The 26020-nt window shown below is 44.0% G+C and carries 22 protein-coding genes; 14 read left to right on the top strand and 8 right to left on the bottom strand.

Features of this window, described 5'->3' with window-relative positions:
• Positions 1-21: 21 nt before the first annotated feature.
• Together CHA6605_RS29105 and CHA6605_RS29100 are read right to left on the bottom strand one after the other, a co-directional pair.
• Entirely contained in the window at positions 22-393 is a 372-nt protein-coding gene (locus tag CHA6605_RS29105) for a hypothetical protein (protein WP_041550321.1), read from the bottom strand.
• A complete protein-coding gene (locus CHA6605_RS29100) occupies positions 390-1499 on the bottom strand; it encodes an XRE family transcriptional regulator (RefSeq protein WP_015328753.1) in 1110 nt (369 codons plus the stop codon). Before CHA6605_RS29100 ends, CHA6605_RS29105 begins: the two co-directional genes overlap by 4 nt.
• Positions 1500-1894: 395 nt before the next feature.
• Here CHA6605_RS29100 and CHA6605_RS35285 point away from each other — a divergent pair, with 395 nt between their 5' ends.
• The 9 genes from CHA6605_RS35285 to CHA6605_RS32215 all read left to right on the top strand — a co-directional run bounded on the left by CHA6605_RS35285 (position 1895) and on the right by CHA6605_RS32215 (position 9828).
• Positions 1895-2062 carry a hypothetical protein gene (locus CHA6605_RS35285; RefSeq protein WP_015328752.1) on the top strand — a complete coding sequence of 56 codons (168 nt, stop codon included), beginning with the start codon at positions 1895-1897 and terminating at the stop codon, positions 2060-2062.
• A gap of 96 nt (positions 2063-2158) precedes the next feature.
• Positions 2159-2884 (top strand): C40 family peptidase, encoded by a 726-nt coding sequence (locus CHA6605_RS29095; protein WP_015328751.1) that lies wholly within the window; start codon positions 2159-2161, stop codon positions 2882-2884.
• A gap of 114 nt (positions 2885-2998) precedes the next feature.
• Entirely contained in the window at positions 2999-3658 is a 660-nt protein-coding gene (locus CHA6605_RS29090) for a hypothetical protein (RefSeq protein ID WP_015328750.1), read from the top strand.
• A gap of 190 nt (positions 3659-3848) precedes the next feature.
• On the top strand, positions 3849-5657 hold the full coding sequence (locus CHA6605_RS29085) for a KAP family P-loop NTPase fold protein (protein WP_015328749.1): 1809 nt from the start codon (positions 3849-3851) through the stop codon (positions 5655-5657).
• A gap of 3 nt (positions 5658-5660) precedes the next feature.
• On the top strand, positions 5661-6410 hold the full coding sequence (gene qatB, locus CHA6605_RS29080) for a Qat anti-phage system associated protein QatB (RefSeq protein WP_015328748.1): 750 nt from the start codon (positions 5661-5663) through the stop codon (positions 6408-6410).
• A 2-nt stretch (positions 6411-6412) separates the two neighbouring features.
• Positions 6413-7720 (top strand): Qat anti-phage system QueC-like protein QatC, encoded by a 1308-nt coding sequence (gene qatC, locus CHA6605_RS29075; protein WP_015328747.1) that lies wholly within the window; start codon positions 6413-6415, stop codon positions 7718-7720.
• Positions 7720-8454: a Qat anti-phage system TatD family nuclease QatD gene (gene qatD, locus CHA6605_RS29070; RefSeq protein WP_015328746.1), complete on the top strand. Its 735-nt coding sequence runs from the start codon at positions 7720-7722 to the stop codon at positions 8452-8454. The genes qatC and qatD overlap by 1 nt, the downstream gene beginning before the upstream one ends.
• 180 nt (positions 8455-8634) lie before the next feature.
• Positions 8635-9399, top strand: coding sequence for a competence protein CoiA family protein (locus CHA6605_RS29065; RefSeq protein ID WP_198288602.1), 765 nt, complete (start codon positions 8635-8637; stop codon positions 9397-9399).
• Positions 9400-9462: 63 nt separating this feature from the next.
• A complete protein-coding gene (locus tag CHA6605_RS32215) occupies positions 9463-9828 on the top strand; it encodes a hypothetical protein (RefSeq protein WP_051039051.1) in 366 nt (121 codons plus the stop codon).
• Positions 9829-9966: 138 nt separating this feature from the next.
• Here CHA6605_RS32215 and CHA6605_RS29055 read toward each other — a convergent pair whose 3' ends face one another.
• Both CHA6605_RS29055 and CHA6605_RS29050 read right to left on the bottom strand, forming a co-directional pair.
• Positions 9967-10959 (bottom strand): tyrosine-type recombinase/integrase, encoded by a 993-nt coding sequence (locus CHA6605_RS29055; protein WP_015328745.1) that lies wholly within the window; start codon positions 10957-10959, stop codon positions 9967-9969.
• 169 nt (positions 10960-11128) lie between these two features.
• A complete protein-coding gene (locus CHA6605_RS29050; RefSeq protein WP_015157984.1) occupies positions 11129-11587 on the bottom strand; it encodes a helix-turn-helix domain-containing protein in 459 nt (152 codons plus the stop codon).
• Positions 11588-11670: 83 nt separating this feature from the next.
• On the opposite strand from CHA6605_RS29050, the gene CHA6605_RS29045 reads away from it, so the two are divergent.
• The gene (locus CHA6605_RS29045) at positions 11671-12573 is read left to right on the top strand and encodes a tyrosine-type recombinase/integrase (protein ID WP_015157985.1); all 903 of its coding nucleotides are present in this window, start codon (positions 11671-11673) and stop codon (positions 12571-12573) included.
• 128 nt (positions 12574-12701) lie between these two features.
• The gene (locus tag CHA6605_RS29040) at positions 12702-15692 is read left to right on the top strand and encodes a Tn3 family transposase (RefSeq protein ID WP_041547468.1); all 2991 of its coding nucleotides are present in this window, start codon (positions 12702-12704) and stop codon (positions 15690-15692) included.
• Between the two features lie 42 nt (positions 15693-15734).
• On the opposite strand, the gene CHA6605_RS29035 is transcribed toward CHA6605_RS29040, so the two are convergent.
• Positions 15735-16784 (bottom strand): tyrosine-type recombinase/integrase, encoded by a 1050-nt coding sequence (locus CHA6605_RS29035; protein ID WP_015328744.1) that lies wholly within the window; start codon positions 16782-16784, stop codon positions 15735-15737.
• A gap of 260 nt (positions 16785-17044) precedes the next feature.
• Between CHA6605_RS29035 and CHA6605_RS29030 the strand changes: the two genes are divergently transcribed.
• A complete protein-coding gene (locus CHA6605_RS29030) occupies positions 17045-18061 on the top strand; it encodes a tyrosine-type recombinase/integrase (RefSeq protein WP_015328743.1) in 1017 nt (338 codons plus the stop codon).
• Between the two features lie 232 nt (positions 18062-18293).
• On the opposite strand, the gene CHA6605_RS29025 is transcribed toward CHA6605_RS29030, so the two are convergent.
• Complete coding sequence (locus tag CHA6605_RS29025; protein ID WP_015328742.1) at positions 18294-18569, bottom strand: hypothetical protein; 276 nt, start codon at positions 18567-18569, stop codon at positions 18294-18296.
• Between the two features lie 399 nt (positions 18570-18968).
• Here CHA6605_RS29025 and CHA6605_RS29020 point away from each other — a divergent pair, with 399 nt between their 5' ends.
• Positions 18969-19778, top strand: coding sequence for a tetratricopeptide repeat protein (locus CHA6605_RS29020; RefSeq protein ID WP_015328741.1), 810 nt, complete (start codon positions 18969-18971; stop codon positions 19776-19778).
• 99 nt (positions 19779-19877) lie between these two features.
• On the opposite strand, the gene CHA6605_RS34750 is transcribed toward CHA6605_RS29020, so the two are convergent.
• Positions 19878-20048 (bottom strand): hypothetical protein, encoded by a 171-nt coding sequence (locus tag CHA6605_RS34750; RefSeq protein ID WP_157260278.1) that lies wholly within the window; start codon positions 20046-20048, stop codon positions 19878-19880.
• Between the two features lie 241 nt (positions 20049-20289).
• Here CHA6605_RS34750 and CHA6605_RS29015 point away from each other — a divergent pair, with 241 nt between their 5' ends.
• Positions 20290-20796 carry a hypothetical protein gene (locus tag CHA6605_RS29015; protein ID WP_015328739.1) on the top strand — a complete coding sequence of 169 codons (507 nt, stop codon included), beginning with the start codon at positions 20290-20292 and terminating at the stop codon, positions 20794-20796.
• Between the two features lie 124 nt (positions 20797-20920).
• On the opposite strand, the gene CHA6605_RS29010 is transcribed toward CHA6605_RS29015, so the two are convergent.
• Positions 20921-25990, bottom strand: coding sequence for a DEAD/DEAH box helicase (locus CHA6605_RS29010; protein ID WP_015328738.1), 5070 nt, complete (start codon positions 25988-25990; stop codon positions 20921-20923).
• Positions 25991-26020 lie beyond the last annotated feature (30 nt).

Raw genomic sequence — 26020 nt, 5'->3', positions numbered from 1 at the left:
CATATAGCTGTAACGTACTATTTAATTCAAAGCAAAGTTTTCCAAAAACTCATGATAAGATATTGTTTTAATATGTTTATCATTACAAGCAAATATTAAACATTTAGAATTGGTTACAAGCGTTCGCTGACAAGAGCTTGCATAATGCAGGTTTAAGATATCGTGAAAACTCAAGCTTGGCGATCGAGAGTAATTAACTTCTGGTAGCAAAGTTGGATTGGCAATAACAACAGATAAACCAGATCGTTCTATAAATTGGTAGGCATTACAATAATCTGGATAATGACATTCTGAAACCACCAGATCGAGGACTTCAGATGAAGTCAGCGATAGCAGTTTTCCATCGGATTGAGATAATGATATCAGTGCATCTGCATCTAGAAGAGGAATCAATCACTAACCTCAACATCATATTGTTTCCAAGTTTGCAATTCCTGATGCACTTCCGAAGTTTTTTTACCCAAAATTTCAGCAGCACGAGAAATAGTTAGCGGTTCATCTTCCAGAAGTGCAGTATATGTCAACCTCTCCAGACGAGTTAGTCTTTGTGGCATGGGGATCTCAGAATTAGGGAGATCCTTATCCTTCCCACCACATTTCTTATTAAGAACGCCCATTTGTGTACCGCTTTGCTGTTTGGTAATAATACCAGCTTGTTCGGCTCTAATCAGAATAGTTCTTAGACTCACACCATATCGTCGCTTGATATCGATCAGCAAAGGGTCTGGTATCCAGCGATCTCGATAAGCACGCATTTCTCTACGAATGACATTTTTTGGCAGCAAAATAGCTCCAGCTAAATGATTGGCAGCCTTCTCACGGGGATCTGAAGATTTAGTACGTTCTGGCGGCTGTCGATATTCTTTATGATGAAAAATTAAGTGGGCAAGTTCGTGTAGTGAAGTGAAAAATTGTCGTTCGGCGACATCATTGCTATTAACGACAACAAGACATCCCCAATCCTCCTCACAGGCTGAGAACCCTGAAATTTTGGCAGGAAGGGGGTAGGGTAAAACTTTTAACCCTTTGCTTTCTAGAAGCGACAGAGAGTCGCCAACAGGTGCTGATTCGCCTAATCCTAGCCAGTTGCGTACTTCTTTAGAATAGTCTTCTATTACTTCAGATTCATAACCATCTAAGGGGAATTTAGCTGGAGATACTGGTATTTCTCCAAGCAGCTTTTCTACAGCAGCATAGTCAGCAACTTTTTGGATGAGATGTTGTTTGATCGTCGGAGTTAATGCAGAAGGTTCATCTGCTCGGAAGAGTAAGGATGAAAAAAAAGAATTTGGATCTCTAGAGTCTGTCAACTCTAAGCCTTGAAGTAGCTCGACTGCCACCCCCATGATCCTAGCAATACTGCTTAATTGAACTAAGCTCGGCTCCCTTTCTCCATTCTCCCACGCCGCGATTGTCTGACGAGTTACGCCAGCCTGTTCGCCCAATTCCTCCTGCTTAAATCCAAGCTGATCTCGGTAAGCTCGAATCTGGTTTGACATTTATAGCTAAAAAATAAGATTTTAAATGAAGATAATGTTAGATTTCGTTCCAAATGGCGATCTTGGTCGATCGGCGATCGCAGTCGTTCGGTATTCTGGGGTTGAACTGGCTCGCGTTTAGAGGTGCTAACTCATAACCCGCACTAGAGAACCTCTGTAAGGATAGAAATTTCAAGGTTTTTATAATCACCCACTTGCTTCCACATCTTTTCCAGACTGGCTATGGGTGGGTAAGACTATTATGCCCCACTTCAAGCACCCGATCGGCACTCTTGTTAACAAAATCCTATAAAAATCCACACAATCTATTGACATGATGTTAAATCGGACTTAACATTTAAATAGTCTGTTTGAAGAAAAAGCTTCAGCAGAATGTTAGATCGCAGGTAAGCTAAATGGCTAAAAATACAGGAAAAGGCTATCGCAAAGGTGCCGTTGACCAACGCAGTCAAACGTACAACCCAGTCACAGAGACTTGGACGAAGCGCGATACCGCCACAGGGAGATTTCTTGATGGCAAGCAAGATGGCGATCCATTCAAGGGAGTTAGGAAAGAAGACTAAGCATTATTGCTTGGTCGGTTAAAGCGAGGGGAGAGTAGTTTCCGCTATCGCTCTCCTCCTATTCGAGACTAGAAACCAAATTAGGTAATCAAACAAATGACAAATATCAATCAAGTCTTACAAATCGCTCAAAGAGAGCTAGGCGTGAAAGAACTAGGTAATAGCAACATCGTCAAGTATGGCGAGTGGTACGGACACAACCTTAATGGTCAGTCTTGGTGTGCGATGTTCGTTTCTTACTGTCTGTATAATGCAGGCATACAACTTCATATCGAGACGGAGAAAGGATTTCACTACACGCCTAATGGAGCAAAATGGTTCAAAGAGCAAAAAAGATGGTTTAAAGATCCATTGCCTGGAGACATCGTTTTTTTTGATTGGCAAAATGAAACCGATCTCATTCCAGGTGCAGCCAACCATGTTGCTTTCTTCATTGCTAAAACAAAAAAAGGTCAAATTATTACGATCGACGGTAATAATCCGCCAGATGATAACTCCAATGGAGGAGAAGTTCGCTATCAAATACGACCGCTCGATTTCACTGTTATGGGATTTGGTCGTCCTGCCTATACAAACACGATTGCAGAGCCTTTACCTCTAGTGAACGGAAGCAATTTATCTTCTCTCACAACTGGCGAAGATATTAGGGTCTGGCAAAAGAGAATGATAGCTCGTGGCTATGACTTTGGCACTAGTGGCGCAGACGGAGTTTTCGGTAGGCGTTCTAAAAAAGTGTTGGAAGAGTTTCAGCAAAAGCTGGGCTTTAAAGTTAGTGGAGAACTCGATGTGTTGTCATGGCAAGCTGCTTGGACAGCAATTTAGTTAATTTCTAAATATTTTCAATCGATTGGTAGGAGTAAGACTAGTTAGAAGATCTTGCTCCTAATTCAATCGAATATTTCAATATCTAATTATCATATTGGTTGAGAAACCAATATGATTTCTAACGCAAGCAAAATATTATATCAAGAGAAATTTAATATGTCCAAAATAAGAGAAGAACTTTTAGATACAATTCATACTTTAATTAAAACTAGTAGGGCCTTACCTAAAGAAGGCTCAATGAAAGAAATGATGTTGCTGTTGTTAGCAGAAATCTGGGATTTTCTCAAATTGCCTGTGGGTTCAATAAGAGATTATTTGAAATCATTGAGATTGAGCAGAAAAAGCAGAATATCAAATATAGAAGACGAACACATGTCGAGACTCAATAGGATAGTAGGATATAGAATCTTCAGAGAAGACGATCTAGCTATATTTGACAATCGGATCGACGAGATTAAAAGAAAATATCCACCACAGGATCTTGAGGTAGAAGTAAAAGAGATGAAGGATTCAACAGATGAACACTTGGAATATCAAAAAGATCGGAACGAAATACTTGGTTCATATTTACCAGTGTTGGGAATAGCATTTATAACTCTTTTGTTCATTTATGTGTATGGTACAGAATTCATCTACTCAAAACAAGGATCGCTCGTGTTAGCATTAATTATTTCTTTTTTTACATGTAAGAATAAATTTATGCTTACTTATGATATTTCAGTTGCTAAACACGTAAAATATTTATTAGAACGAGTCGAGAGTAATATTTAATCTGATTGGAGTCACAAAGGAAAAACTATACTAATCTATCGCAATCGCATATCGTGTAAGAGTAGTTCCCAAAATCAGCGCACTAAAACCAATGTGAGTGAACGTTAGAGTTAGTTAGCATCGTTCGCGCCAGCGTCGGCTCTGCCGAATCGCACTCAAGAACCTATCCTTTTTCAGAAAAAGCAAATATATGTGGTCAGATAAAGAGTCAGAGATTGATTATTTGAATTTTGGAGAAGTATCTGAACTGGTTGTTGATATACTAACATCACCAGATATGCTGCCAGTGTCGTTAGGAATATTTGGTAACTGGGGAGCAGGTAAATCTTCTTTACTAAAGCTAGTCGAACGCAACCTAACATCTACAGAAAATCGAGAAAACTCCAAGCAAGAATATATAATTGTCAATTTTGATGCTTGGCTGTATCAAGGCTATGATGATGCTCGTTTAGCACTACTTGAAACAATCGCAACCAAATTATGTGAAGCGGTTAAAGGTGATGAGACATTATTAGAAAAAGTAAAAACTCTTTCAAGCCGAGTTGATTGGTGGCGGATGATGGGTTTGGGAGCAGAAACTCTTGCCTTAACGCATGGGATTCCTACTGGAGGGCTACTGGCAAAGTTATTAAATTCTGGAGAGAAATTAATAAATGGTTCAGAACACGATGATAAAAAAATATCAGGAGAAGGATATAAAGATTTATCGAAAGAAGGGAAAGAGTTAAAAGATATAGCTTCTAATATATTCAAACCTAATGAAAAAAACACACCGCCTCAACAGATTGCAGCTTTCAGAAAAGAATATACCGAGATCCTCCAAGAACTCAACAAACCATTAATAGTAATAATTGATAACTTAGATCGATGCTTGCCAGCTAATGCTATCCATACATTAGAGGCAATGCGTCTATTTCTATTCCTTCCCAATACTGCATTTATCATTGCTGCTGATGAAGATATGATCAGAGGTGCAGTTGCCGATTATTTCAAGGGCACAAGCGATCGTCACCAAATAGATTACATTGATAAACTAATACAAATTCCCATCCGGGTTCCGAAAGCTGGAATTCGGGAAATCAGATCTTATCTATTTATGCTATTTGCTATTCAGAATGGAATCCCTAAGTCATCGTTAGATAGCTTACGAAATCTTCTTGAAGAATCGCTCAGAAATTCGTGGAAGGAGGAACTAATCTCTATCGAAAAGCTATTATCCGTAGATAATCTAAAAGACAATAAGGAGTTAGCTACTGCTTTTGAATTAGCCGATCGAATCGCTCGTATTTTAGCTACCTCACCTAAGATTCAGGGTAATCCCCGAATTGTCAAGAGGCTGCTTAATACAATAAAAATGAGATCTAAAACTGCCCAGCGTCGCGGAATGAATCTTGATGAAAATATCATTACCAAATTAGCGATTTTCGAGCGTTGTGCTGGTGCCGAGGCAACTTTGGACTTTTATCGAATGATTGATAATGAAGCAGGTAAACCAAAAATTCTTAAAGAACTTGAAGAATTAGATGGAGCGAAAGACACTTCATCTAAATATCCAAAAAGTTGGCAAGACAATTCTGAATTTATCAAACAGTGGAGTAAACTCAAACCAGCATTACAGGGTATAGATTTACGAGGAGCGGTTTATCTATCCAGAGAAACTATGCAGATGGGTGTTTACGAAATAGGATTATCTCCTGCTGCGCGTGAGGTACTAGCAGTACTTCTTAGTACTAAAAATATTTCCTCTGCACAGGCAAAAAAAGTCATACCTACCTTATCGATAGAGGAGCAGATTCCTGTGATGGAGGGAATTATCGAACGTCTCAGAGAAATATCAGATTGGAGTGAGCGATCTTCAGAATTTACAGGTGCATATTTACTCGCTCAATCTTCTTCTACTGCATCGAAAATTTTATCAAGGTATATTCGTAGTCTCATGGAGCATCCGCCTTGGTTAAAAGCGATGCTGAAAAATGAAGCTTGGTATCAGGATAATTAACTCATGGGAACATCTCAATCAAGTCCTGGAGCGGGTAATAAATCGCCTTTAGTACCCCCCTGGGCAGACGATCGACCAGAACAACCACTACCAAACTCTCCACCCCAACGGTTCACAAAATTTCGCCGAGACTTTGGTAACTTTGTTGAAACAGGAAATCCATCGTCATTGCAATCTGCATTAAAGCAGTATGCCAGTAGAGGTACTGGAGGTGCCAGTAACGCATCTAGGCGATTAGGTAATATTACAAAGGCTGGAGCTTCATTGTATGGGCTTCTGACTCAAAGTAGTGAAATAAGTCAAGAACTTGGGTGGAGTCTGAGTTCGCTGGCTGGAATCTCATGTGAAGTTGCAATTGAAAAAATTACTCAATCATTAATCGCTTCTGAAGGAGATTCTGACAAAGTTCGCGTAGCAATGAATCATGCCCTAGTAGAAGCTTTAGATGGATTAACTGAGTTCGATCCCAGTACAATCACAAGCGATATTATCATCAATACAATGATTGCTTATCTAACTGACTGTATATTTTTACAAGTATTACAAGATGCTGGTAAAGCATGGATTAAAGCAGGAACATATGTTCAAGCTACTAAAGCAGAAAATGATTTGAGAGAAGTTATCAAAGTATCGGTAGATGCTGCTATGGCTCCTCTATTCAATGATAATCCAAGACCTCTGACAAGAACACAAACTATCGATCTACAACGCTCCGTGATAGAAACTGTCTGGTTAGAATGGGAGGGCTATTAGTGATGCAAGTAATTGTAAGTCATATCCCGCAAAAACTTCCTGAGTCTTCACCCAATATTATACCAGTCCAAATCTACGGACTTGATGGAAGAAAACAAAGAAATATCGCAACTATTGGTAATTCTTTGATTAATTCTATTAAGAGACTGGGTGTTAGTATTTCCCCTGTTGAATTCGATCTGATGACATTGGCACTAGCCGTTACTGCTGCTGACACTTTTGTCAAGAGAAGTAGATCTGATGACGGTTGGACGAGAGAAATCAAATTACAAGTTTCTTTATGCGAACCTAGTGTTTGTTTGGGACAAAAAGAGCGTCTTGAGGAAGCATTACATTTCCTTAGTGGTGACTTATGGAATCTCGAAATTTTGAGTGGAGGGTATAAACCGCCAGATCCATACCCAATTAATAGCAGACACAAAACGATCGATCTTGAGGGACGAGACTGTGTATGCCTATTTTCAGGGGGTCTTGATAGTGCAATTGGAGCGATCGATTTAATTGCAGATGGAAAGTCCCCACTATTAATCAGTCACTCCTATAAAGGAGATAAATCTTATCAAGATTATATTGCTGGAAAGCTTGAGGGAGAATTTTCGAGATTTTCAGTAAATGCTAATCCTATATCAATAGGTGGACAGACAGAGCTGACAATGCGGACTAGAAGCTTGAATTTTCTGGCCTTTGCTGCGCTTGGAGCATCTGCTTTAGCAACAGTAAATCAACTAGAAAATATAGAACTTTTCGTTCCTGAGAATGGATTGATCTCATTAAATGCACCGCTAACATCAAGACGGATAGGTTCTTTGAGTACTCGGACAACACATCCTCATTTTCTGAGATCGATGCAGGAGATATTTGATGCAGTAGGGATAAAAGTGTTGATTCATAATCCTTATCAATTTAAGACCAAAGGTGAAATGCTTTTAGAATGTAAAAATCAAATCACTCTAGAGCGAGTAGTATCGCATACTGTATCTTGCAGTAAATGGAAGCGGAAACGCCAACAGTGTGGAAAATGTGTGCCATGTATCATCAGAAGAGCTGCTATCTTTGCTTTAGGCATAACTGAATCAACTCCATACGAGCATCAGAATTTATTAGCTACTGTGAGCGATCGAGGGAATCGTGACGATCTATTCGCCATAATGATAGCCATCAATAAGCTATCATCTAGTAATATTGGCGCATGGATATCTGATAGTGGCCCACTCACTGTCGATCCCGTCATCAAAGATCTTTATAAGCAAGTATTTCAACGAGGAATGCAAGAAGTAGATCGGTTTTTACAGCAAGAGGGGCTTCTCTGATGATTGATATGCATTGTCATCTCGATCTATATCCAAATCCTCTAGAAGTAGCTCGACAGTGTAAGCAACGAAACATTTATGTTCTCTCCGTTACGACTACACCCAAAGCTTGGATTGGAACTCAAGCACTTGCCAAAGGTTGCGATCGAATTAGAACTTCTCTAGGTTTACATCCTCAGCTAGTACACGAACGATATCATGAGATCGATCTCTTCGACGAATTATTGCCACAAGCAAAATATGTTGGAGAAATAGGATTGGATGGCAGTAAAGAGTATACAGAACATAGAGAAATACAGATCCGCACGTTCAAACTCATTCTGGAGAGAACAGAAAAAGCTGGTGGTCGAATAATGTCAATTCACAGTAGATCTGCTGCTGATTCAGTGCTTGATTGCCTCGCTCTCTATAGAGATATAGGTATCCCGATATTGCACTGGTTCAGCGGGACAAAAGCACAACTTAAAAGAGCCATATCTATGGGATGTTGGTTTTCAGTCAATCCAACAATGCTCTCGACAAAGAAAGGAGCTTCTCTGATCGCAGAAATTCCACGGGAACGTATTCTCACGGAGACAGATGGGCCATTCACCAAATTAGATCGTCAAAGCCTAATGCCTTGGGATGTTGAAAAAGCTCAACTTCAACTATCATATCTATGGGAGATCGATCCAAAGCAAACTGAATTTATTCTGTTTTCCAATTTGAAATCACTAGTAGGAAATAGTGTTTGAGTAAATCAAATCACCAAAGGGAACCAGTAATTTAAAATACTCTTATTTCCCGTTAATACATCCTCCAGAATTCCAGCAGTAATATCTCGAAGTATTCTGTTCTACTCGATCGAGGAAGATACTATTTAAAGATAAATCCAAATAGTTGGTAGATTGCTCCAAAGATAGGTGGAACCAGAGATGAGAATGTGGCAGTGGCTGGAATACGGCATCGACCCAGACGGCAACCTCATATCCGTCGATCGAGTACGTCGAGGTAAAACCGATCTAAAATGCCCATATTGTCAAGGAAGTTTAACTTCCAAAAAGGGTGAAATTAAAGCTCACCACTTTGCTCACACTGACACAACTTGTCGGGCGGTATCATCAGGTAGAGATGTCGAACTGCCGCTATTTGACAGGTTTAATTTACATTTAACACCCAAAGAATATGCAGCCTTACTTCAATTTGAAAAGAAAGGTGTAGATTCAAAATATAGATATCTACTCGAAGCCAAAGACACGATCGTCTATAATCCTCACAAAGGCACTTATGGAGGGTGGGAGCTAACTAAATTAGGGAAGGTTGTTTGTCGTAAACTATCGATGAATTTATTTGCCCAAGTCCAAGAGCCGCTAATGTATGACAAACTTAGCGATCTCGAAATGCGCGTCCGATTGGCTTATGAGGAAGAATCGGTCGATTATCCCGATGTCCTTATCGATTTAAAGATTTATCGCGACCGGATTCAAGCAGTATTATCCAACCATCTTTATTATTTAAAGATTATCGCAGATAGTGAAGAATTCTATAAAATTGGCATAACTGGGCGCACGGTACCAGAGCGGATTGTAGAAATAAATTCAGATCTCAAAGGTCACTTTGAAACAGTAGCAATCGAGATCTTAGGTACTTGGTCGCATCGTGGTAATCTGGAGAGATACTTTATCTATAAATACGAATGATATCTTTATCAAATCGGCACCCATAGTGAATATTTTAAGTTCGATGACAAGCTGAGTAAATCGGTGTTGCGCGAACTCAAACGGATTGAAGCAAAGGAGATATCCAGCGTCGAACGCGATCTATTAAATAGATTACCATCCCAGGTCGAATGCGAAATTGAAGCAGTAGAACGTTCGCAGCAGCGTCGTAAGGCTATTAAAGTTGGCATGGAACGAGCAAAACAATGGGGCGGTCATGTTGGTAGACCAAGCGGTAGTACGACGACAGATGATGATTTTCTAGCCAAACCATCATCAATCGCGATTCTAGATGCTTTAGCACGAGGTTTATCGATTCGAGCAACTGCTGTTGCAGTTGGGGTATCGCCTGCTACCGTGCAAAAGGTGAAGGCGGCATCGAGTGAAAAGGATACTCAGCAATCTTTTTGAGACAACCTTTTTTTAGTACAGCAGTAAACAGCATTTTTGTCCGAAACTCGCCCCAAATCAGGAGAGATTGGTGTACTAAAAAAAGGGAGCGACAAGAACTGCTTCCAGAGTGATTTGTACAAATACAAGCCCCATTCTTTAATCCACATCTCGCTCCAAAATTGCATCAGCCAGCGTCTTCGCTGCCTTCCCCTGCAATTGCTGTCGCCCATCATCGTAGCGAATCAATGTAGCCAAATTCTTGTGCCTAGAGTGTGCCTGAGCCGATCGCACATCTCCACCGTTAAGATCTAGTAATGCCGTAATACTAGAGTGTCGAATCTTATGTGGACTTACTACCCGATCGATTCCCGCAGATTGAGCCAGCCCCCCGACAATCTGATACAGTCTATCTACACTCAGTCGGGTATCCCGACTAGAAACAAATAGAGCCAGACTCTTACTCTCACCCATACTCGCCAACCAATCCGAAATCGCTTCCACCGTAGCCGCAGCCAAATCGATCGGTTCCTTATCGATTCTCCCCTTTCCCTTGAGATAAAGCCGAGCCTCCCCAGGATGAAAGTCCACCCGATCGAGTCCACACACCTCAGCGCGTCTGAGCGCATTGTCCCACAGCAACCGCAGCATCGCATAATCTCTTCTACCCATGCTCGTCGATCTGTCGATCTCATCGATTAACTGTTGGAATAACTCGATCGAGATCCCCCTAGTATCCTTATAGCTCTGCGCCTTCACCGATTTAATATCATCCAACCGAAAATTGCACAATTTCCGCTTATAAGCGTGAATGACAAAAGAGCGTAGTGCAGCCAGCCGCGCATTTACCGTCGCCGCAGCTAAACCTGCCGTCAGCAATTGTCCGCGATAATTCAACACATGACCGATTGCCTCCCGTTCGGGGAGTCGCAAGAACGACTCGATCGTCGCTACAGACACCTCGGTTTCTAATTCTCTCTGAAAAAAGTCCTTCAATGCTGCTGCATACGATCGTCTGGTAGCAGATGAAATTTGCAGAGAGAGGAATTCTGCCCAGATACCAGAGGTAACTGAATTGGGAGAGAGTTTGCCCTCAGAGCCAGTGCTGCCCGCAATCGCTGGCTTGACAACAGTAATTTTAATATCGAACATTGGCGATTATCGGTACATCCGCTCAAACAGGGAGATTAGGAGTTTTGAGATGGTGATGCCAAAACGGGAAAATTGTCCGTTTAGACCAGGTTAAGCCGGGATAGCTACAGGATACGTGTAAAAACCTGCAAGATAGACCTCTAATCCTCACCTAGACTGGCTTTTAAAATCAGGCTTCAGCCTTATAAGCAGTGCCACAAAAAGGACAAAAGCGATGCTTGAGAGAAGCAATCGTTTCCTGGCAATGACTACAACGATCGCGTAGCGCAAAACCACACAGAAAGCAGTATTTAGCCCTCACATCCATCCAGAGTGGGTCTGGTGGCGTTCCAGGAGTCCAGCACGGCGCACAGAATTTGAGTTGAGAAACAGCCACAACTGGAGTACCGCGACAGACTGCCTCTAAATATTCCACCGGAACTTGTAGCGCACTTGCCAAGCCATTTTTACTGTGAGAATTCAGCTTAGTTGTTAGCCCGCGTTCGATTTTCCCCACGCTTTGCAAGTGAATCCCCGCGATAGCTGCCAATTCCTTCTGATTCAAACCGAGCATTAATCGCATCCGTTTGATATAGTCACCCACAGTTTCACTGGTGTTAGGCGATTTATCACTTTGAAGAATATTCACAAAACAGTGTCTTAAAATATGTTTATAGAGAACTATACTATGGAAAGTATTATTCAACTTTACTAGTTAAACTAACTGATAAATTGTCTATCCCACTAGCTACAGTCGCCACTGAATTTCTAGAGCGTCCAGGACTCGCTCGAAGCACCGTTCAATCCTATGAATTGAGCCTCATGCCGCTACTAGGAGAATACGGCAGTTATCCGATTGAAATCTTGAGCCGTTCGACACTAGCAAATTACCTAGATAACTTATCTCATCTAGCTTATACGACTCATCAACGACATCAAGCAATCTTACAAGCTTTATTCAACTTTGCAGTCGAGCAAGGTTACTTGAAAGTTAACCCTATCGCTCGACTTCAACGACGCAAACCCAATCTAGAACGGGGAGAGCATTTTTCAGATCGAGTGATTCGATATTTATCCCCAGCCCAAATCACCACACTTTATCAAGTAATCGACCATCACAGTCGGATGAAAGCTCTGGTGTACTTGCTACATCGCACTGGTGCCAGAATTGCAGAGACTTTAGCATTGAACCTAGAACAGATCGATTTAATAGAGCGCAAATTTCAAGTGATTGGCAAAGGGAATAAAATCCGGTGGTGTTTCTACAGTGAAGATGCCGCAACGGTTCTAGAAAAATATCTAAAATACTACCGTCACCCAGAATCGGATGCTTTATTTACCGCCCAAAAACCCGTCACCAAATTAGTCACCCGCCTGAGTTATCGCACAGCTCATCGTGACTGGACACACCTAATTGAGAGCGCACCAGAACTCAATGGGATTAGAATGCACGACTTACGACACACCTTTGCTACCGAACGAGTTGGCTTGATGGGCATCGAGGAGTTACGTGCCCTGATGGGACATACTAATATTCAAACCACTTTGCGCTATCAAAAAGTTACTTCTGAACGAGCAGAAATTGTCGCGCACTCAGCCTTAGATCGATTGGTGCAAGCCTCGAAAAATAGTTGAATTTAACGATCGCTAAACCTCCTAAAATAATGTTTTGGCGATCTACTGAATTTATGACAGAGTATGGCTTATACTCTGCCTTGGACAACTGAGTATTGCCAGATCTGGCTGGAATTCCCAACGGCTTTATGACCGCTATCGAACGCACGGCTTATCCCCGCTTCAAATCTCAGGCAACTGTCAAGGAACTGACCGAAATCTATACACCATCTGCATCTGAGCTAATATTTGCCCAAACACAAGTCAAAAGTAAACGTGGGCTGCTGCGCTTATTAGTGATGCTCAAATCATTCCAGCGGTTGGGCTATTTTCCACCATCAGAAGCAGTCCCGCCAACGGTTGTCGGACACATTCGGGCTTGTTTGAATCTCAGTGCCAACGTCTGTGCCATCCCACCCGAACGTTCTCGCTACTATTATGCAGAGGCAATTCGAGCTTACTTGGGCGTTCATCCTTACGACCGTAAGGCTCAAACTGCCATTGCTACGGCCATTGCACAGGCGGCCCAGGTGATGGAGTATCCTGCCGATTTAATCAATGTCGCAGTCGAAGAATTGGTCAAAGAACGTTATGAATTACCAGCTTTTAGTACTTTAGATCGTTTAGTCGGTCATATCCGTACTGTCGTGAATAATCGCTTGTTTGGGCGCATTACCAATGCGATGACTCCCATCCAGCAGGCATTTGTAGATGATTTGCTAGCTACTTCACCCGCATCGGGATTAACCTTCAGTTTATTGAGAGCACCACCGAAAAGTGCTCGCCTATCTCACGTTCAAGCACTACAAGCTAAATTCGAGCAGATGCTCACCTGTGGGGATGTGCGCCAGTTACTCATCACTATTGCACCTGCTAAGGTCAAATCCTTTGCCGCTCAAGCCAAAGCCTTGGCTCTGACGGACTTGCGGGAGCTGAAACTAGCTAAACGTCGTGCTCTATTGATTTGTCTGCTCTACCGCGTCCAAGTCAAAACTCGCGACCATTTGGTGGAGATGTTTCTCAAGCGAATGCAGAAAATGCACCAGTGTGCCAGAGACAAGCTGGTAGAGTTACGCGAGCAGCATTTAGCTCAGACGGCATCGATGCTGGGAGTCTTAGCTGAGATTTTACAGACATCAGCAGGCGAAACCGATACAGCTAGTTTGGGCGAACGAGTCCAATCTGTGCTGGAAACGCATGGGGGAGCCGTAGCTTTGTTGGAGCAGTGTGAAGAGATTACTGCTTACAATAGCGACAATTACTTGCCCCTAGTGTGGCGGTTCTACAGTCGTTACCGTTCGGTGTTATTTCCATTGGTGCGGGGCTTGGAAATCCAGTCCACCAGCCAAGACCTCTCATTGACGGCAGCTTTAACTGTCGTTTTGGCGCATGAAGATCGCCGCTCCAAATGGTTGCCAGTGGATGATTTAGATCTGAGCTTTATGAGCGAACGCTGGCGGCGATTGGTGGTGGAGGAACATGAGGGTAAAGTGCGGTTGGTGCGACAGCAATTCGAGGTGTGTATCTTCACTTATTTGGCAGCAGAATTCAAAAGCGGTGATGCTTGCGTGGTGGGGTCAGAGAACTATGCAGACTTCCGCGAACAGTTGCTATCCTGGGATGAGTGTCAGCCGCTATTGGCAGATTATTGTCAACAAACCGGAATGGCTCCTACCGCCGCTCAATTTGTCGAACAGCTTCAGATCGAACTGACAGAGACAGCCACCACTGTAGACCAAATTTGCCAGGATGGGACGCAGATAACCATTAGTGCAGAAGGCGAACCAGTACTCAAACGAATTGCTGCTGCGCCACCACCATCTGGAGCAAAGGAATTGGAAGCGGAGATCCTACAACGCCTGCCAGAGCGCAGTGTGTTGGATATCCTTTGTCATGTCGAGCATTGGCTCAATTGGGTGCGTCATTTTGGCCCAGTTTCTGGTTCTGAGCCAAAGATTGAGAATTCGGTCGAACGGTATATTTTGGCAGTATTTGGCTATGGTTGTAATCTGGGGCCGAATCAAACCGCACGACACACGCGGGGGAAAGTTAGTTCGCGGATGTTGGCTTATGTCAATCGCCAACATATCTCCATTCAACAGCTTGAAGCAGCGATGCGAGATCTGATTAATGCCTATAATCTGCTGGAGCTGCCCAAGTGTTGGGGGACGGGGAAGAAGGCTGCTGCTGATGGCAGTAAGTTTGAGGTTTATGAAAATAATTTGATGTCAGAGTATCACATTCGCTATGGTGGCTATGGGGGTATTGCCTACCATCATGTTTCCGATACCTACATTGCTTTGTTCACCCATTTCATTAATTGTGGAGTTTGGGAGGCGGTTTATATTCTCGATGGCTTGCTCAAGAATACTTCGGATATTCAACCCGATACTTTGCACGCAGATACCCAAGGACAATCAACTACCGTGTTTGGATTGTCATATTTGTTGGGGATTAAACTGATGCCTCGGATTCGGAACTGGCAGGATTATAAGTTCTTTCGTCCCAGTCAGGATGCTGTTTACGAGTATATCGACCCGCTGTTTAAGGATGTCATTGACTGGCAATTAATTCGCACTCATTGGCAGGATTTAATGCGAGTGGTGTTATCGATTCAGGCGGGGAAGTTTTTACCTTCGATGCTGTTGCGGAAATTAGGAAGTTACAGTCGGAAAAATCGTCTCTATCAGGCTTTTAGGGAATTAGGTCGAGTCGTTCGCACGATCTTTCTGCTCGAATATATTTCCGATCGTGGTTTGCGCCAAGAGATTACTGCCTGTACTAATATCGTGGAGGGCTACAATCATTTCCTAGACTGGATCTTCTTTGGGAAGGAGGGAATTATCACTGAAAACGATCCCGAACAACAGGAGAAGCGTGTCAAGTATCTCGATCTGGTTGCTAGTGCCGTGATTCTCCATAATGCGGTGGATCTGTCTGTAGTCATTCAGCAACTGACGGCTGAAGGGGTCAAGATCGATCGTTCGATGTTAGCAACGCTGAGTCCTTATTTGACGGGTCATCTGAAGCGTTATGGCGATTTTGTTATCGATCTGCAAAGCATTCCTGCGCCATTGGAGGGCGCAATTCATCTCCCGATTGTCTCCGCTCTGTCGGAAGCCAATAACCTGGATGGATGAAAGCTAGTTTAGGCAAGGCTTAGAGGTCTATCTTGCAGGTTTTTACACGTATCCTGTAGCTATCCCGACTTGAGATCGTTCGGGATTTAAGTTAATCCCCAACTTCAAAGCCGGATTATTAACCCATCGATCGCCAATATGAGTATAAATTGCCGTAGTCTTCGGATCGGCATGACCCAATAAATCCTGGACTTGCCGCAAGGATGCCCCATTCTGAATCGCGAGAGTCCCCGCCGTATGCCGTAAGGAATGCGCCGATAAAGTCCGACCCTCCCCATATTTGAGGTCGAGAGCTTTGAGGTAACTATCGACAATAAATCTAATCCCCCGTCTCGATAAGCGACGATCCTCGCGGTCAGGGTCGATCTGATGGCGCGGATGATGAACGTTGATAAAAAGTGGCTCGGCAGCAGCCGTACTAAATTTAGCCTGTCTCCTAGCAAGTAAATAACGATCGAGCAAATCCACCAAGTCGGGAATCAGCGGCACGACTCGTTGCTGCCGCTTACTAGTTACCATAATCCCTACCCCAGTCGGATCGCGGCGAATATCACCCACATTCGCTCGATGCGCTTCAATCGACCTGACCCCTTCAAGGGTCATTAGTCCCAATAAGAAACGGTCGCGGAGGATTTTCAGGGTAGTAGATTTAGCCAGTGGAGCTTGAAGGAATGTCTCCGCCTCCGCTGCGGAGAGATAAGTAATCGAGTCAGCCGGATCGCCTCGTTGCTTGGGCGGTTTTACGCCCCAGACGGGGTTATGGGAGAGTAGACCATATTCCATCGCCGCATCGTACATCCGACTCACAGCGACGAGTTTGAGGGCAATGGTGGCAGGTTTGTATTGCTGTTGGACTAAATGGTGACGGTAGATTTTAATCGCATCCCGCGTCACATCTAGGGGTTGGAGTTGATTGACTTCACACCAGAGCAAGTACTGTTTCGCTTCGCACCAATAGGTACGGATGGTTTCGCCACTAGCACCGCCAGCAGCTACATCGAATTGGATAAAACTGGTAAATGCTGAAATTAAGGCATTGGCATCGAGGACAAAAGTGGTGGCAGTAGTAGTAGTGCGGGTGGGTTGCTCCATTGAATTATGACAAGATGCATACAGTGGTTGGGCATAATTAATTAGGCATCGGGGGTGGGTTGAATCTGGAAATAAATAGTTAATAAATTATCGATTATTTCGCTTGCTATTTTAATATACCGCTAATCCTTATTAGCGGTATATTAAAAAAAGAGTGAAAATTCCCCCAAATTTCCCAGCAATTTATTGCCAACCTTGAATTATTAAAACTTATGGAATTTATGATGACCTAAATTATTCCGTGCATCTGGCTAAATTCAATGGAGCAACCTACTAGTACTACCACCAGCACGCCCACTTTTGTCCTCGATGCCAATCCCTTAATTGCCGCATTTACCAGCTTCCTCCAATTCGATGTGGCTGCTGGCGGTGCTAGTGCCGAAACCATCCGTACCTATTGGTGCGAAGCAAAACAGTACTTGCTCTGGTGTGAGGTCAATCAGCTCCAGCCCCTAGAGGTGACGCGGGATGCGATTAAAATCTACCGCCACAACTTAGTCCAACAGCAATACAAACCCGCCACCATCTCCCTCAAACTCGTCGCTGTCAGTCGGATGTACGATGCTGCGATGGAATACGGTCTCCTTTCGCATAACCCCGTCTGGGGGGTCAAAGCACCCAAGCAACGCGGCGATCCGGCTGACTCGATTACTTATTTGACTGCGGTTGAGGCGGAGACATTCCTTCAAGCTCCACTGGCGAAATCTACCCCTCTCAAAGTTCTCCGCGACCGTTTCCTATTGGGGTTGATGACCCTCGAAGGAGTTAGATCGATGGAAGCGCATCGGGCGAATGTGGGGGATATTCGCCGCGATCCCACGGGGGTAGGAATTACGGTAACTAGTAAGCGACAACAACGGGTGGTGCCACTGATTCCCGACTTAGTGGATGTACTCGATCGTTATTTACTCGCCAGAAGACAGGCTAAATTTAGTACTGCGGCTGCTACTCCTTTATTTATCAACGTGCATCATCCGCGCCATCACATCGACCCCGACCGTGAGGATCGTCGCTTATCTAGAAGGGGGATTAGATTTATCGTCGATAGTTATCTCGAAGCTTTGGATCTCAAACATGGGGAGGGACGGACTTTATCGGCGCACTCCTTGCGGCATACAGCGGGGACTTTAGCGATTCAGAATGGGGCATCGTTGCGGCAAGTCCAAGATCTATTGGGTCATGCCAATCCAAAGACCACAGCGATTTACACCCATGTCGGGGATCGGTGGGTCAATAATCCGGCTCTGAAGTTAGGGATTCGACTCAATCCAGATTGAAAGACTCGGATCGCACCAATATCCGAACTAATATTTTTAGTTATTGAGAATAACTATAGCTGTTTGCTAGTACCTTTTACAGCAATTTTTTAGGGTGTAATTACACTCTAAAAAATTTGCCAAATTAAGTAAGCATGAGCATTACAAGCATTTATAGTTATTGAGAATAGCTATAAGCTCTATATCAAGCCACTTTTGGCTGTTTTTTAGGGTGTAATTACACCCTAAAATTTTAACTTAAAAACTCCCGAATCTCTTCGATCCCAACATTTCTGGCGATTGACTTCTGGACTTTGGCAACTTGACTTGGTTTGACCCGAAGCCCACGAGTGAGCCACCGATTGTCGATTTTCTCTTTCCACGTTAGCTTCCACCGCCAATGTTTGGAATTATTGGGGTCGCGAATGCCATTAACTTTGGGATATTCGATAACGTCTCCATGCTTATTTTTGACCTTCTGAGTAAATTGATTGAGCGAGCCATTTTTCCCCTTCATCGTCAGGCGCATGATTTGTGCTCCTGACTACTAAAGCGAATCGTCAACATTTATAATCTGAGATCTAATTGTTTTCTTGAGGGTAAGTGTCTAACACTTACCTTTTTTAATTATGACAATCCTATCATTTATTCGATTTTGTCTCGACCGAATCTAGCCTTCCTAAATGGGAACCTTAGTCTCTAGCACGCAGAGAGAGTGCCGCTCCTCCACAATTAGTATTGCCATCAGGAGATAGATTGAGATTGCTATCTATCGATTTGGGGCTTGTTATCTGCGATCGTTAAATTGTTATAAGATCGCATCACTCTCAAATCTAGTTAGATTAGCCTGTAGTAAATACAGAAGCAAAATCTCCCAATCGGTCTAGATCTCTACCGAGCCTTTGTATAGTCTTTATATCTACTCTATATGTCAGAGCGAGCTTCAGAACGAGACAATTATTTTATTCAGCCTGATGACTATATTACGCTCGGCAATCGACAATCTCAAATCGGGAACGATTTCGGTGCTTTAGCTGCTTACGACCGGGCCGTAAGTCTCGCTCCTAACTATGCTAAGGCTTATAACTATCGCGGTTCGTTTAAGTTTGCGCGATTGGGAGATATCCAGGGTGCGCTCGCCGATTTCGACTCCGCCATTGGCTACGATCCCGATTATGCCGTTGCTTATGCCAATCGCGGCTTGCTTAGGTATCAGCAATTGGGTGACATTCTTGGAGCCTTAGCGGATCTCAATCTGGCGATCCTGCTCGATCCTCGCGATGCCTCGGTCTATACCACTCGTGGGTTGATTAAATACGGTGAGTTGGGGGATGTCGAGTATGCGCTCGCTGATTACGATCTGGCCATTTCGATCGACCCTACCTTCGCTGCGGCTTATAACTGTCGCGGACTGCTAAAAAACGTCAAACTAATGGATGTTGAGGGTGCCCTCGCCGATTACAATATGGCGATTTCACTCGATCCTACTCAATCGGAGGCTCTTTATAATCGCGGTACGCTCAAGCATAATGAACTGGGCGATCCGAGCGGGGCATTGGCTGATTATGACCGAGCGATTTCCCTATGGGAACGCTCCGCGAACGATCTCGATCCCCATCTGGCTGCTGCATATTTCGTAAGGAGTTTGCTCAAACGCGATTTCCTGGATGATGTTTTAGGAGCAGCACGCGATCGCCATCGGGCAATCGAGATCGATCCCGATATTGGAGTTTACTAATTTATTGGGCGGCATAGCCGCATTTAAACGAGGTAGTGCAAGTGAAGATTGCGCTACCTCGTTTATTTATCTGGAGCAATCATGGACATCGAAGCCGATTTACCCACCGACCAGTCGCCCGAATCCGCAGAATACTTGCAATTTTTGGAAAGCTTGATGTTGGATCGCCAGGACTACTACCAATCTGACGCGCAGTATTAATATCAACCCCTTAAGATCGCGATCGATAAATCTTTGAACGCTCGTGATTTTCAATACAAATTCGCTCATTTTAATGGCTCGGAAAAATATCTGAGTATTAACGGTGAAAAATTATGAGTGTGAATTAGACTCTTTACACTCAGCAATTGAATCTCTGTATTGATTATATATTACCACGACAACAGGTTAATCTTTAAGCCGAACTTAGACAAACATCAAGCCAGCAAATTAACTGCTGGCTTTTTCTATTGCTTAACAAAGTTATGAATACTCATTCTCTTGAAATTGGATCGATATTAACCATTGAAATATGAAAGCACTACCATCAAATTGCTTAGATTGTCCGCTGGCACGTCCTCTCTATGCCGTTGGCGTAGCCTCTCCTCTGGAGAATCGCTTCTCCTGTGGCAATAGCTTCGATAAAGTAGCACGTAGTCATCACCCTAGTACCGCTGAGTGCCGCGATGCCGTTCGAGATCTTCCCCACCACTATTTTCAACCGTTACCGCTGCCCGATCTCCAAGGTCTAGAGCCAGAGTGGGTTTGCGATCTTATCCACTTGAACTTAAATTGGCTCGATGTTTATGACGACGTGCCAGGAGTAAAAGATGGTGAGATTGCCATCGAAGTGTGCCATCATGACCTACGCATCGGTTATCTGCGCCGCAGTGCCGATCTCTATTATTGCGATCGGCTAGTGGGTATGCGATCGCCCGATCCTTATTGGTTGGCACTGCACCTGGTTCATCCCGATTATCTCTATCCGATTGTGGATGAGATTACTACGGATCGTGCGAAGATGCCGAATTATTCATAGTTATTAATGCAGTGCCCAATAATTACTGGGCACTGCATTAGTCGAGCGAAAACTGTATTAACTCGGACAAAAGTATGCCCAAGTAATTATTACTTGGCTATAAGCATATTTTATCAGCTATGAATTACGCCAATAGAGCTGCCAAATGTTGCAATCCCAACTCTAACTCCTCTTCATAACCGATCGCATCGCGTCGGCTTTGCCGAATCGATAACACCGAGTAACCGACTACATACTGCAAATTATCCCGATCGATCTTATCTTGTCGTTTTTGTTCTGGTGAATCATGAACCGAACCGTCGCAGAAAATCGCAATTTTGACACCATTGTTATAGACAAAATCTGGTTTGCAGTTGGCTTCAGGAATATACATTTGAGCAGTATCGGGTAATTTCAACCCTCGATCGAACATCGCTGTTAATACCACCCGTTCAAACTCAGAATTGGGATCGGTTTGGGCTAATAGTTGTTGATATTGCTCTTCGCGAGATAATCCGATCGAGTGCCGCTCTAATTTACTCCCGCGCAATCGATTCAAGAAATTCTCAATTGTATGGCGATTTAAGAGGGGATGATCCCATTGATTACCGTAGGAGAGCAGGCATTCATAACAAGCTTGAGCACAATTGTCTTTATGTTCTTTAAAATGGCAGATTTCCCATGCTGATACTGCTAATTTTTGGAAGGATTGGGGATCTTCGAGGATTTGGGAGAGAACTCCTGCGCCACCTTCAGCGGCTTCCCAGAATAATAGGCGATCGCTATTTTGCCCCAGTCGTTCGGAATCTAGTTCCGATTGTTCGAGCTTGTAGACTGTTTGAATCGATCGCTCTAAGGCGTATTGGAAGGTTGTGATGAATGACTCTCGCTCGTGTTCTGGTAGATCTAATGGTTCGATCGAGAGTAGATTGGTAGTCGCTTTGACGGTGAGATGAATATCGGCTTGAATATTCGTCTGTAGGTCGGTTTTATTAGTTGGTGGTTCCCATTGTCCGCTAGTGGGATCGAGTCTGAAACCATTGCCTTTTTCGCTTCGCAAACCGCGATTGATTCGCATAATATTGGCAGTTTCGCCATAGGTAAGTCGGAGTAATGGTGTGCCGTCAGCGGCGATCACGGTAGCTACTTCTTTTCGTCCATCGGTAAACTGGAAACAGGTACTAATCTGATAACCATTTTTGAGGCGATCTTCCTCATCGCAGGTGATTCGCTCCTTCCGTCTGGCGAACATTGTATCCATTTCCAATGCTCTCATGATGACAGCGGGTTTGCCACTGCGATCGCTAGTTGGTTTATTGCCACAATTTTCACAGACATCGATTAATTTAGGATGAAAATAGCCACAGCGATCGCAAATAACTAGCGTTTGATAACGGCTGTCAATGCCTTGGGTATAGCGTTTGGTGCGATCGACTTTAAATTTATTACCCTCGTAGTAGAGGATATTTTGGGGAGCCATTTCTCGAATGGCTAAATGACGGGGACGAGAAATATATTCGCCGCGATCTTTGCCAGTGGGGAGATAGGTGTAAATCGGGAGACGGGGGAAATTGAAACCAGGCAGAAATCCTTGGGAGGCGAAGTAGCGATAGGGATAAAATTCAAACTGGCTATTGTTTTTACCCGCACCTTGTCCGACGAGGAGATCGATTTGGTGCTTGGCTTCTTGGAACGATCGATCTGCTCGATTTTTCTCCTCTTTAGCTTCATTTCCAGCGGTGACTTTCTGGAGAACTCTTTGTGCTTCAGTCATCTGGGTAACTGCATCATCATAGAGCTTGCGCCAGCGATCGCATGAATTGTCAAACTCATTTAGGGCATTGCCAATCGTTCGCTCTAACCACTCTGGACTGTACCAGGAGACGCGATTTAGGTCTGTTTGACAAAAAGTATCGGCGAGGATCGATCGAGTGGCGTTAACGCAATTATGGTGGAATATAGGCTGACCCATCCGTTCTAACTGGGTGCGGAGATTCTCCTTGAGTGGGTATTTGGGTTGTTCTAGATCCAGGATCTGATTCATCGAGTCGCCAAATTGCACTCCAGCTAATCCCAGCCAGACTGAGTAGATGTGGGATTTAATCAGATCTTGATTGGCGAGTTCTAACTTAGGTGGCGCAACCGCTCCGGCGACCATTGCGGCTTGGTGACGATAGAAATATTGGTCGTGTCCGCTTCCTGCGGCGGCGTAGGTGATGACCATTGCTTCTTGTCCGCTTCTTCCGGCTCTACCGCTGCGTTGGGCATAGTTGGCAGGTGAGGGCGGGACATTCCGCAGATGCACCACGCTCAAGTCAGAAATATCGATGCCTAGTTCCATCGTGGGAGAACAGAACAGGGTGGCGAGTTTACCTTGGCGGAACTCCTCTTCTCGTTCTTGGCGAAGGTAATTGGGGACTTGTCCGGTATGTTCGCGTCCGCACATGTGACGAATTTGGGCAGCAGTTTCGATGTAGAACTTTTGGAAGAATTTGTTAACTGGGCGATGTTCGACTTGTTCTATAGCTGAGTATCTGTTCTCTAGTAAATCTGGTGCAATTCGATCGAGCTTGCAACCTTGCCAAACGATCGAATCACTCCGCAGTTGGACATCAGTTCCTTCTTGAGTGAGATAACCTGAATCGCATAGAGCATTAATTAAATTGTGAATTAGTCGATCGTAATCATCAGGTTTAAGTGACTGATTTAACCACGACCAAGCAGCGGGAGAGCGGAGGAATTTACCAATTTTACTAGTAGCTGTTAATTTGACTTTATTTTTAGTCCGATCTCTCGGTTCGCCTTTAGTGAGACTCGCCCAAGATGCTGAGGGGAGATTTTCGGTTTCACCGATCGTCCACGGTTCCTTGAGGGCTTGATTGACCTTGCGTTTGAGTTCATCAATCCCATCAGCTTGGAGAAATTTAGCATCGATCGCTAACTCTTTTCGGAGTAGATTAAGTAACGGTAAAATTGCTCGATACCGCTCTTCAGGTGTGGCTTTGAGTAAGATTGGATCGCTATGTTTTAGCCATAAACCTGTATCTGCACAAGCTAAATCTAGCTCTAAATAATTAATCTGCAATAATCCACTTTGCTCTAAATTAGGTTGAACGATCCGCCAACCACGACGTAGATCTTCGTACAATCGATACTCAATTAATTGGGTGAAAGCCTCTTCATTTCTTTTCTTCCCCACCCCAAACTCAGCAGGTTGTTCTGCGTAATCTGTTTGAGCTAAACCCATCTGCTTGACTACCGCCGCAGCTATTTGGCTCTGATCTAGTGCTCCTGAGGTTTTTAGTGCTCCATACAAACTCGCTCTGAGGAAGGACGTTTGAACGAAATCATTAAAATGTCCGGCTTGGAGGGAAGCATCTTGACGATTATCGGTAAAGCTGAGAACTTTGGCTGCGGTTGAGTCTGCGTCTAGAGATGCTTTCAGTTTGCTGACGGTGGAAATTGATAACAGGGTAGTTGCGGTACTTCTACCTTCACTACTCAAGCGCGAGAGCTTGGTAAATTCATTCTTGCGTCCGTTGTGAACGACTTTACAGTTCAGACAAATCTTAAATGGACGAGGCACAAACCAGCAGGGTGTTGGCTTTTCATGACCATTCCCGATGCCAGTGAGAGCAATCGTCCCATTCGGGTTGACAAACAATTGCTGGGGATTATATTTTTCGTGTTCTTTCTTTAATACTCGCCCATCCCTTTTCGTTTCCTTAAACCAACTATCGGGCAAACTATCTAAATGTTCTGCACTCCATAATTCTGGCTCGTCGAGAGTGAGATAGCCTTCACAAATGGTTTCTGAATCATTGTCAGCATCGATCGAGTTGGGTAATAATGGCGTAATTAATTCTCTGTCTCGATCAAATTTGACCACATAATAATCCTGTCCGCATTCCCGACAAAAGACCAACGGATAGAGCAATCGATCATTAGTCGTCGTATATTGTCCTTCTAAAGTGAGGAAGCGGGGTTCGGCACGTTCGAGAGTGGAATAGACACTACCCCCTTGGGCGATGAATTGATGCAGCCGGAATGCTAATCCCTTGGTTTTACTACCCCACAGAAACATCTCTTGGAGAACTTCGGTACATTTCTCGATCGCTAGCTGGGTAATTTCCGCTAATTGTTGCGCTCCATCCGTGAGTGAAATGGGTTGACGGCGAACCAATCCAGATGACTCTTCCTTTAAGCCAAAATTCATCTCTATCCATGCACTAAGGGGATGAGCTTGAAACTTATCCAGAGTGCGATCGATCTCCCCTGGTAAGACAGCTAGAACAGAATCCCGCAACTCTTTAGTCGTCGGGGTAGGACGTTTAATTGCCCGCACCAAGGTTTCATCGATGACATTCTCCATTGTCACCTCCACCCCAAAGAGCTTACTCGCCACACCCGCCACGGTTTGACGGCGATGCTGTCTGTCGCCTTCGGTAGACATAGTTGCTGAAGTCCCGATACACAGCAGATCTCGTCCGCTCCGCTGTCTGAGCTTCCGCACCAGCATGGCGACATCAGCACCTTGTCTCCCGCGATATGTGTGGAGTTCGTCGAGGACTAAAAATTTTAGATCCTCTGACTTGACGAATTCGGCTTCATGTACGCGAGTCAGCATCAATTCCAACATCACGTAGTTAGTCAAGATAATCTGGGGTGGATTATTTTGAATCTCGGTTTTGCGCTCCAGGCTCTCTTGTCCGGTATATTGTTCGACGCGGATGGGAGAGTTAGTAACTTTTTTGATGAATTTATCAAACTCCTCTTTCTGGGAGTTAATCAGGGCATTCATCGGATAGACTAAAATCGCCCGTACTCCCTTAATCTCTGGGTTACGGAGAATGTCATCGATAATTGGGACGACGTAGCTCAGACTCTTACCTGAACCCGTTCCGGTTGTCAGCACGTAGGGCTGTTGACTTTGAGCGGCGACGAAGGCTTGAGCTTGGTGCTGATAAAACTGGTACCCGTGGAAGTATTTACCACAGTCGGGATGGAGAATATCTCGATCGATTAACTCATTGATACTCGCACCCTTTTGATAAGCTGGGTTGAGTTGAATCAGAGGATCTTGCCACAGTTCGCCCTTAGCTAATTCTTCATCGACGAATGTCTTGACCTTTTTATCCTTGATATTGAGGAAACTCTCAATGTAGCGGTGATAGTCGTCGATAATTTGGTTGCGGAGGGCGAAGATATCGAGCATGGGAGGCTTATTGTAGCGATGTAGTCCTAA

Source organism: Chamaesiphon minutus PCC 6605 (assembly GCF_000317145.1).
Taxonomy (GTDB): domain Bacteria; phylum Cyanobacteriota; class Cyanobacteriia; order Cyanobacteriales; family Chamaesiphonaceae; genus Chamaesiphon; species Chamaesiphon minutus.
This window is presented reverse-complemented; position numbering and strand designations above follow the sequence as displayed.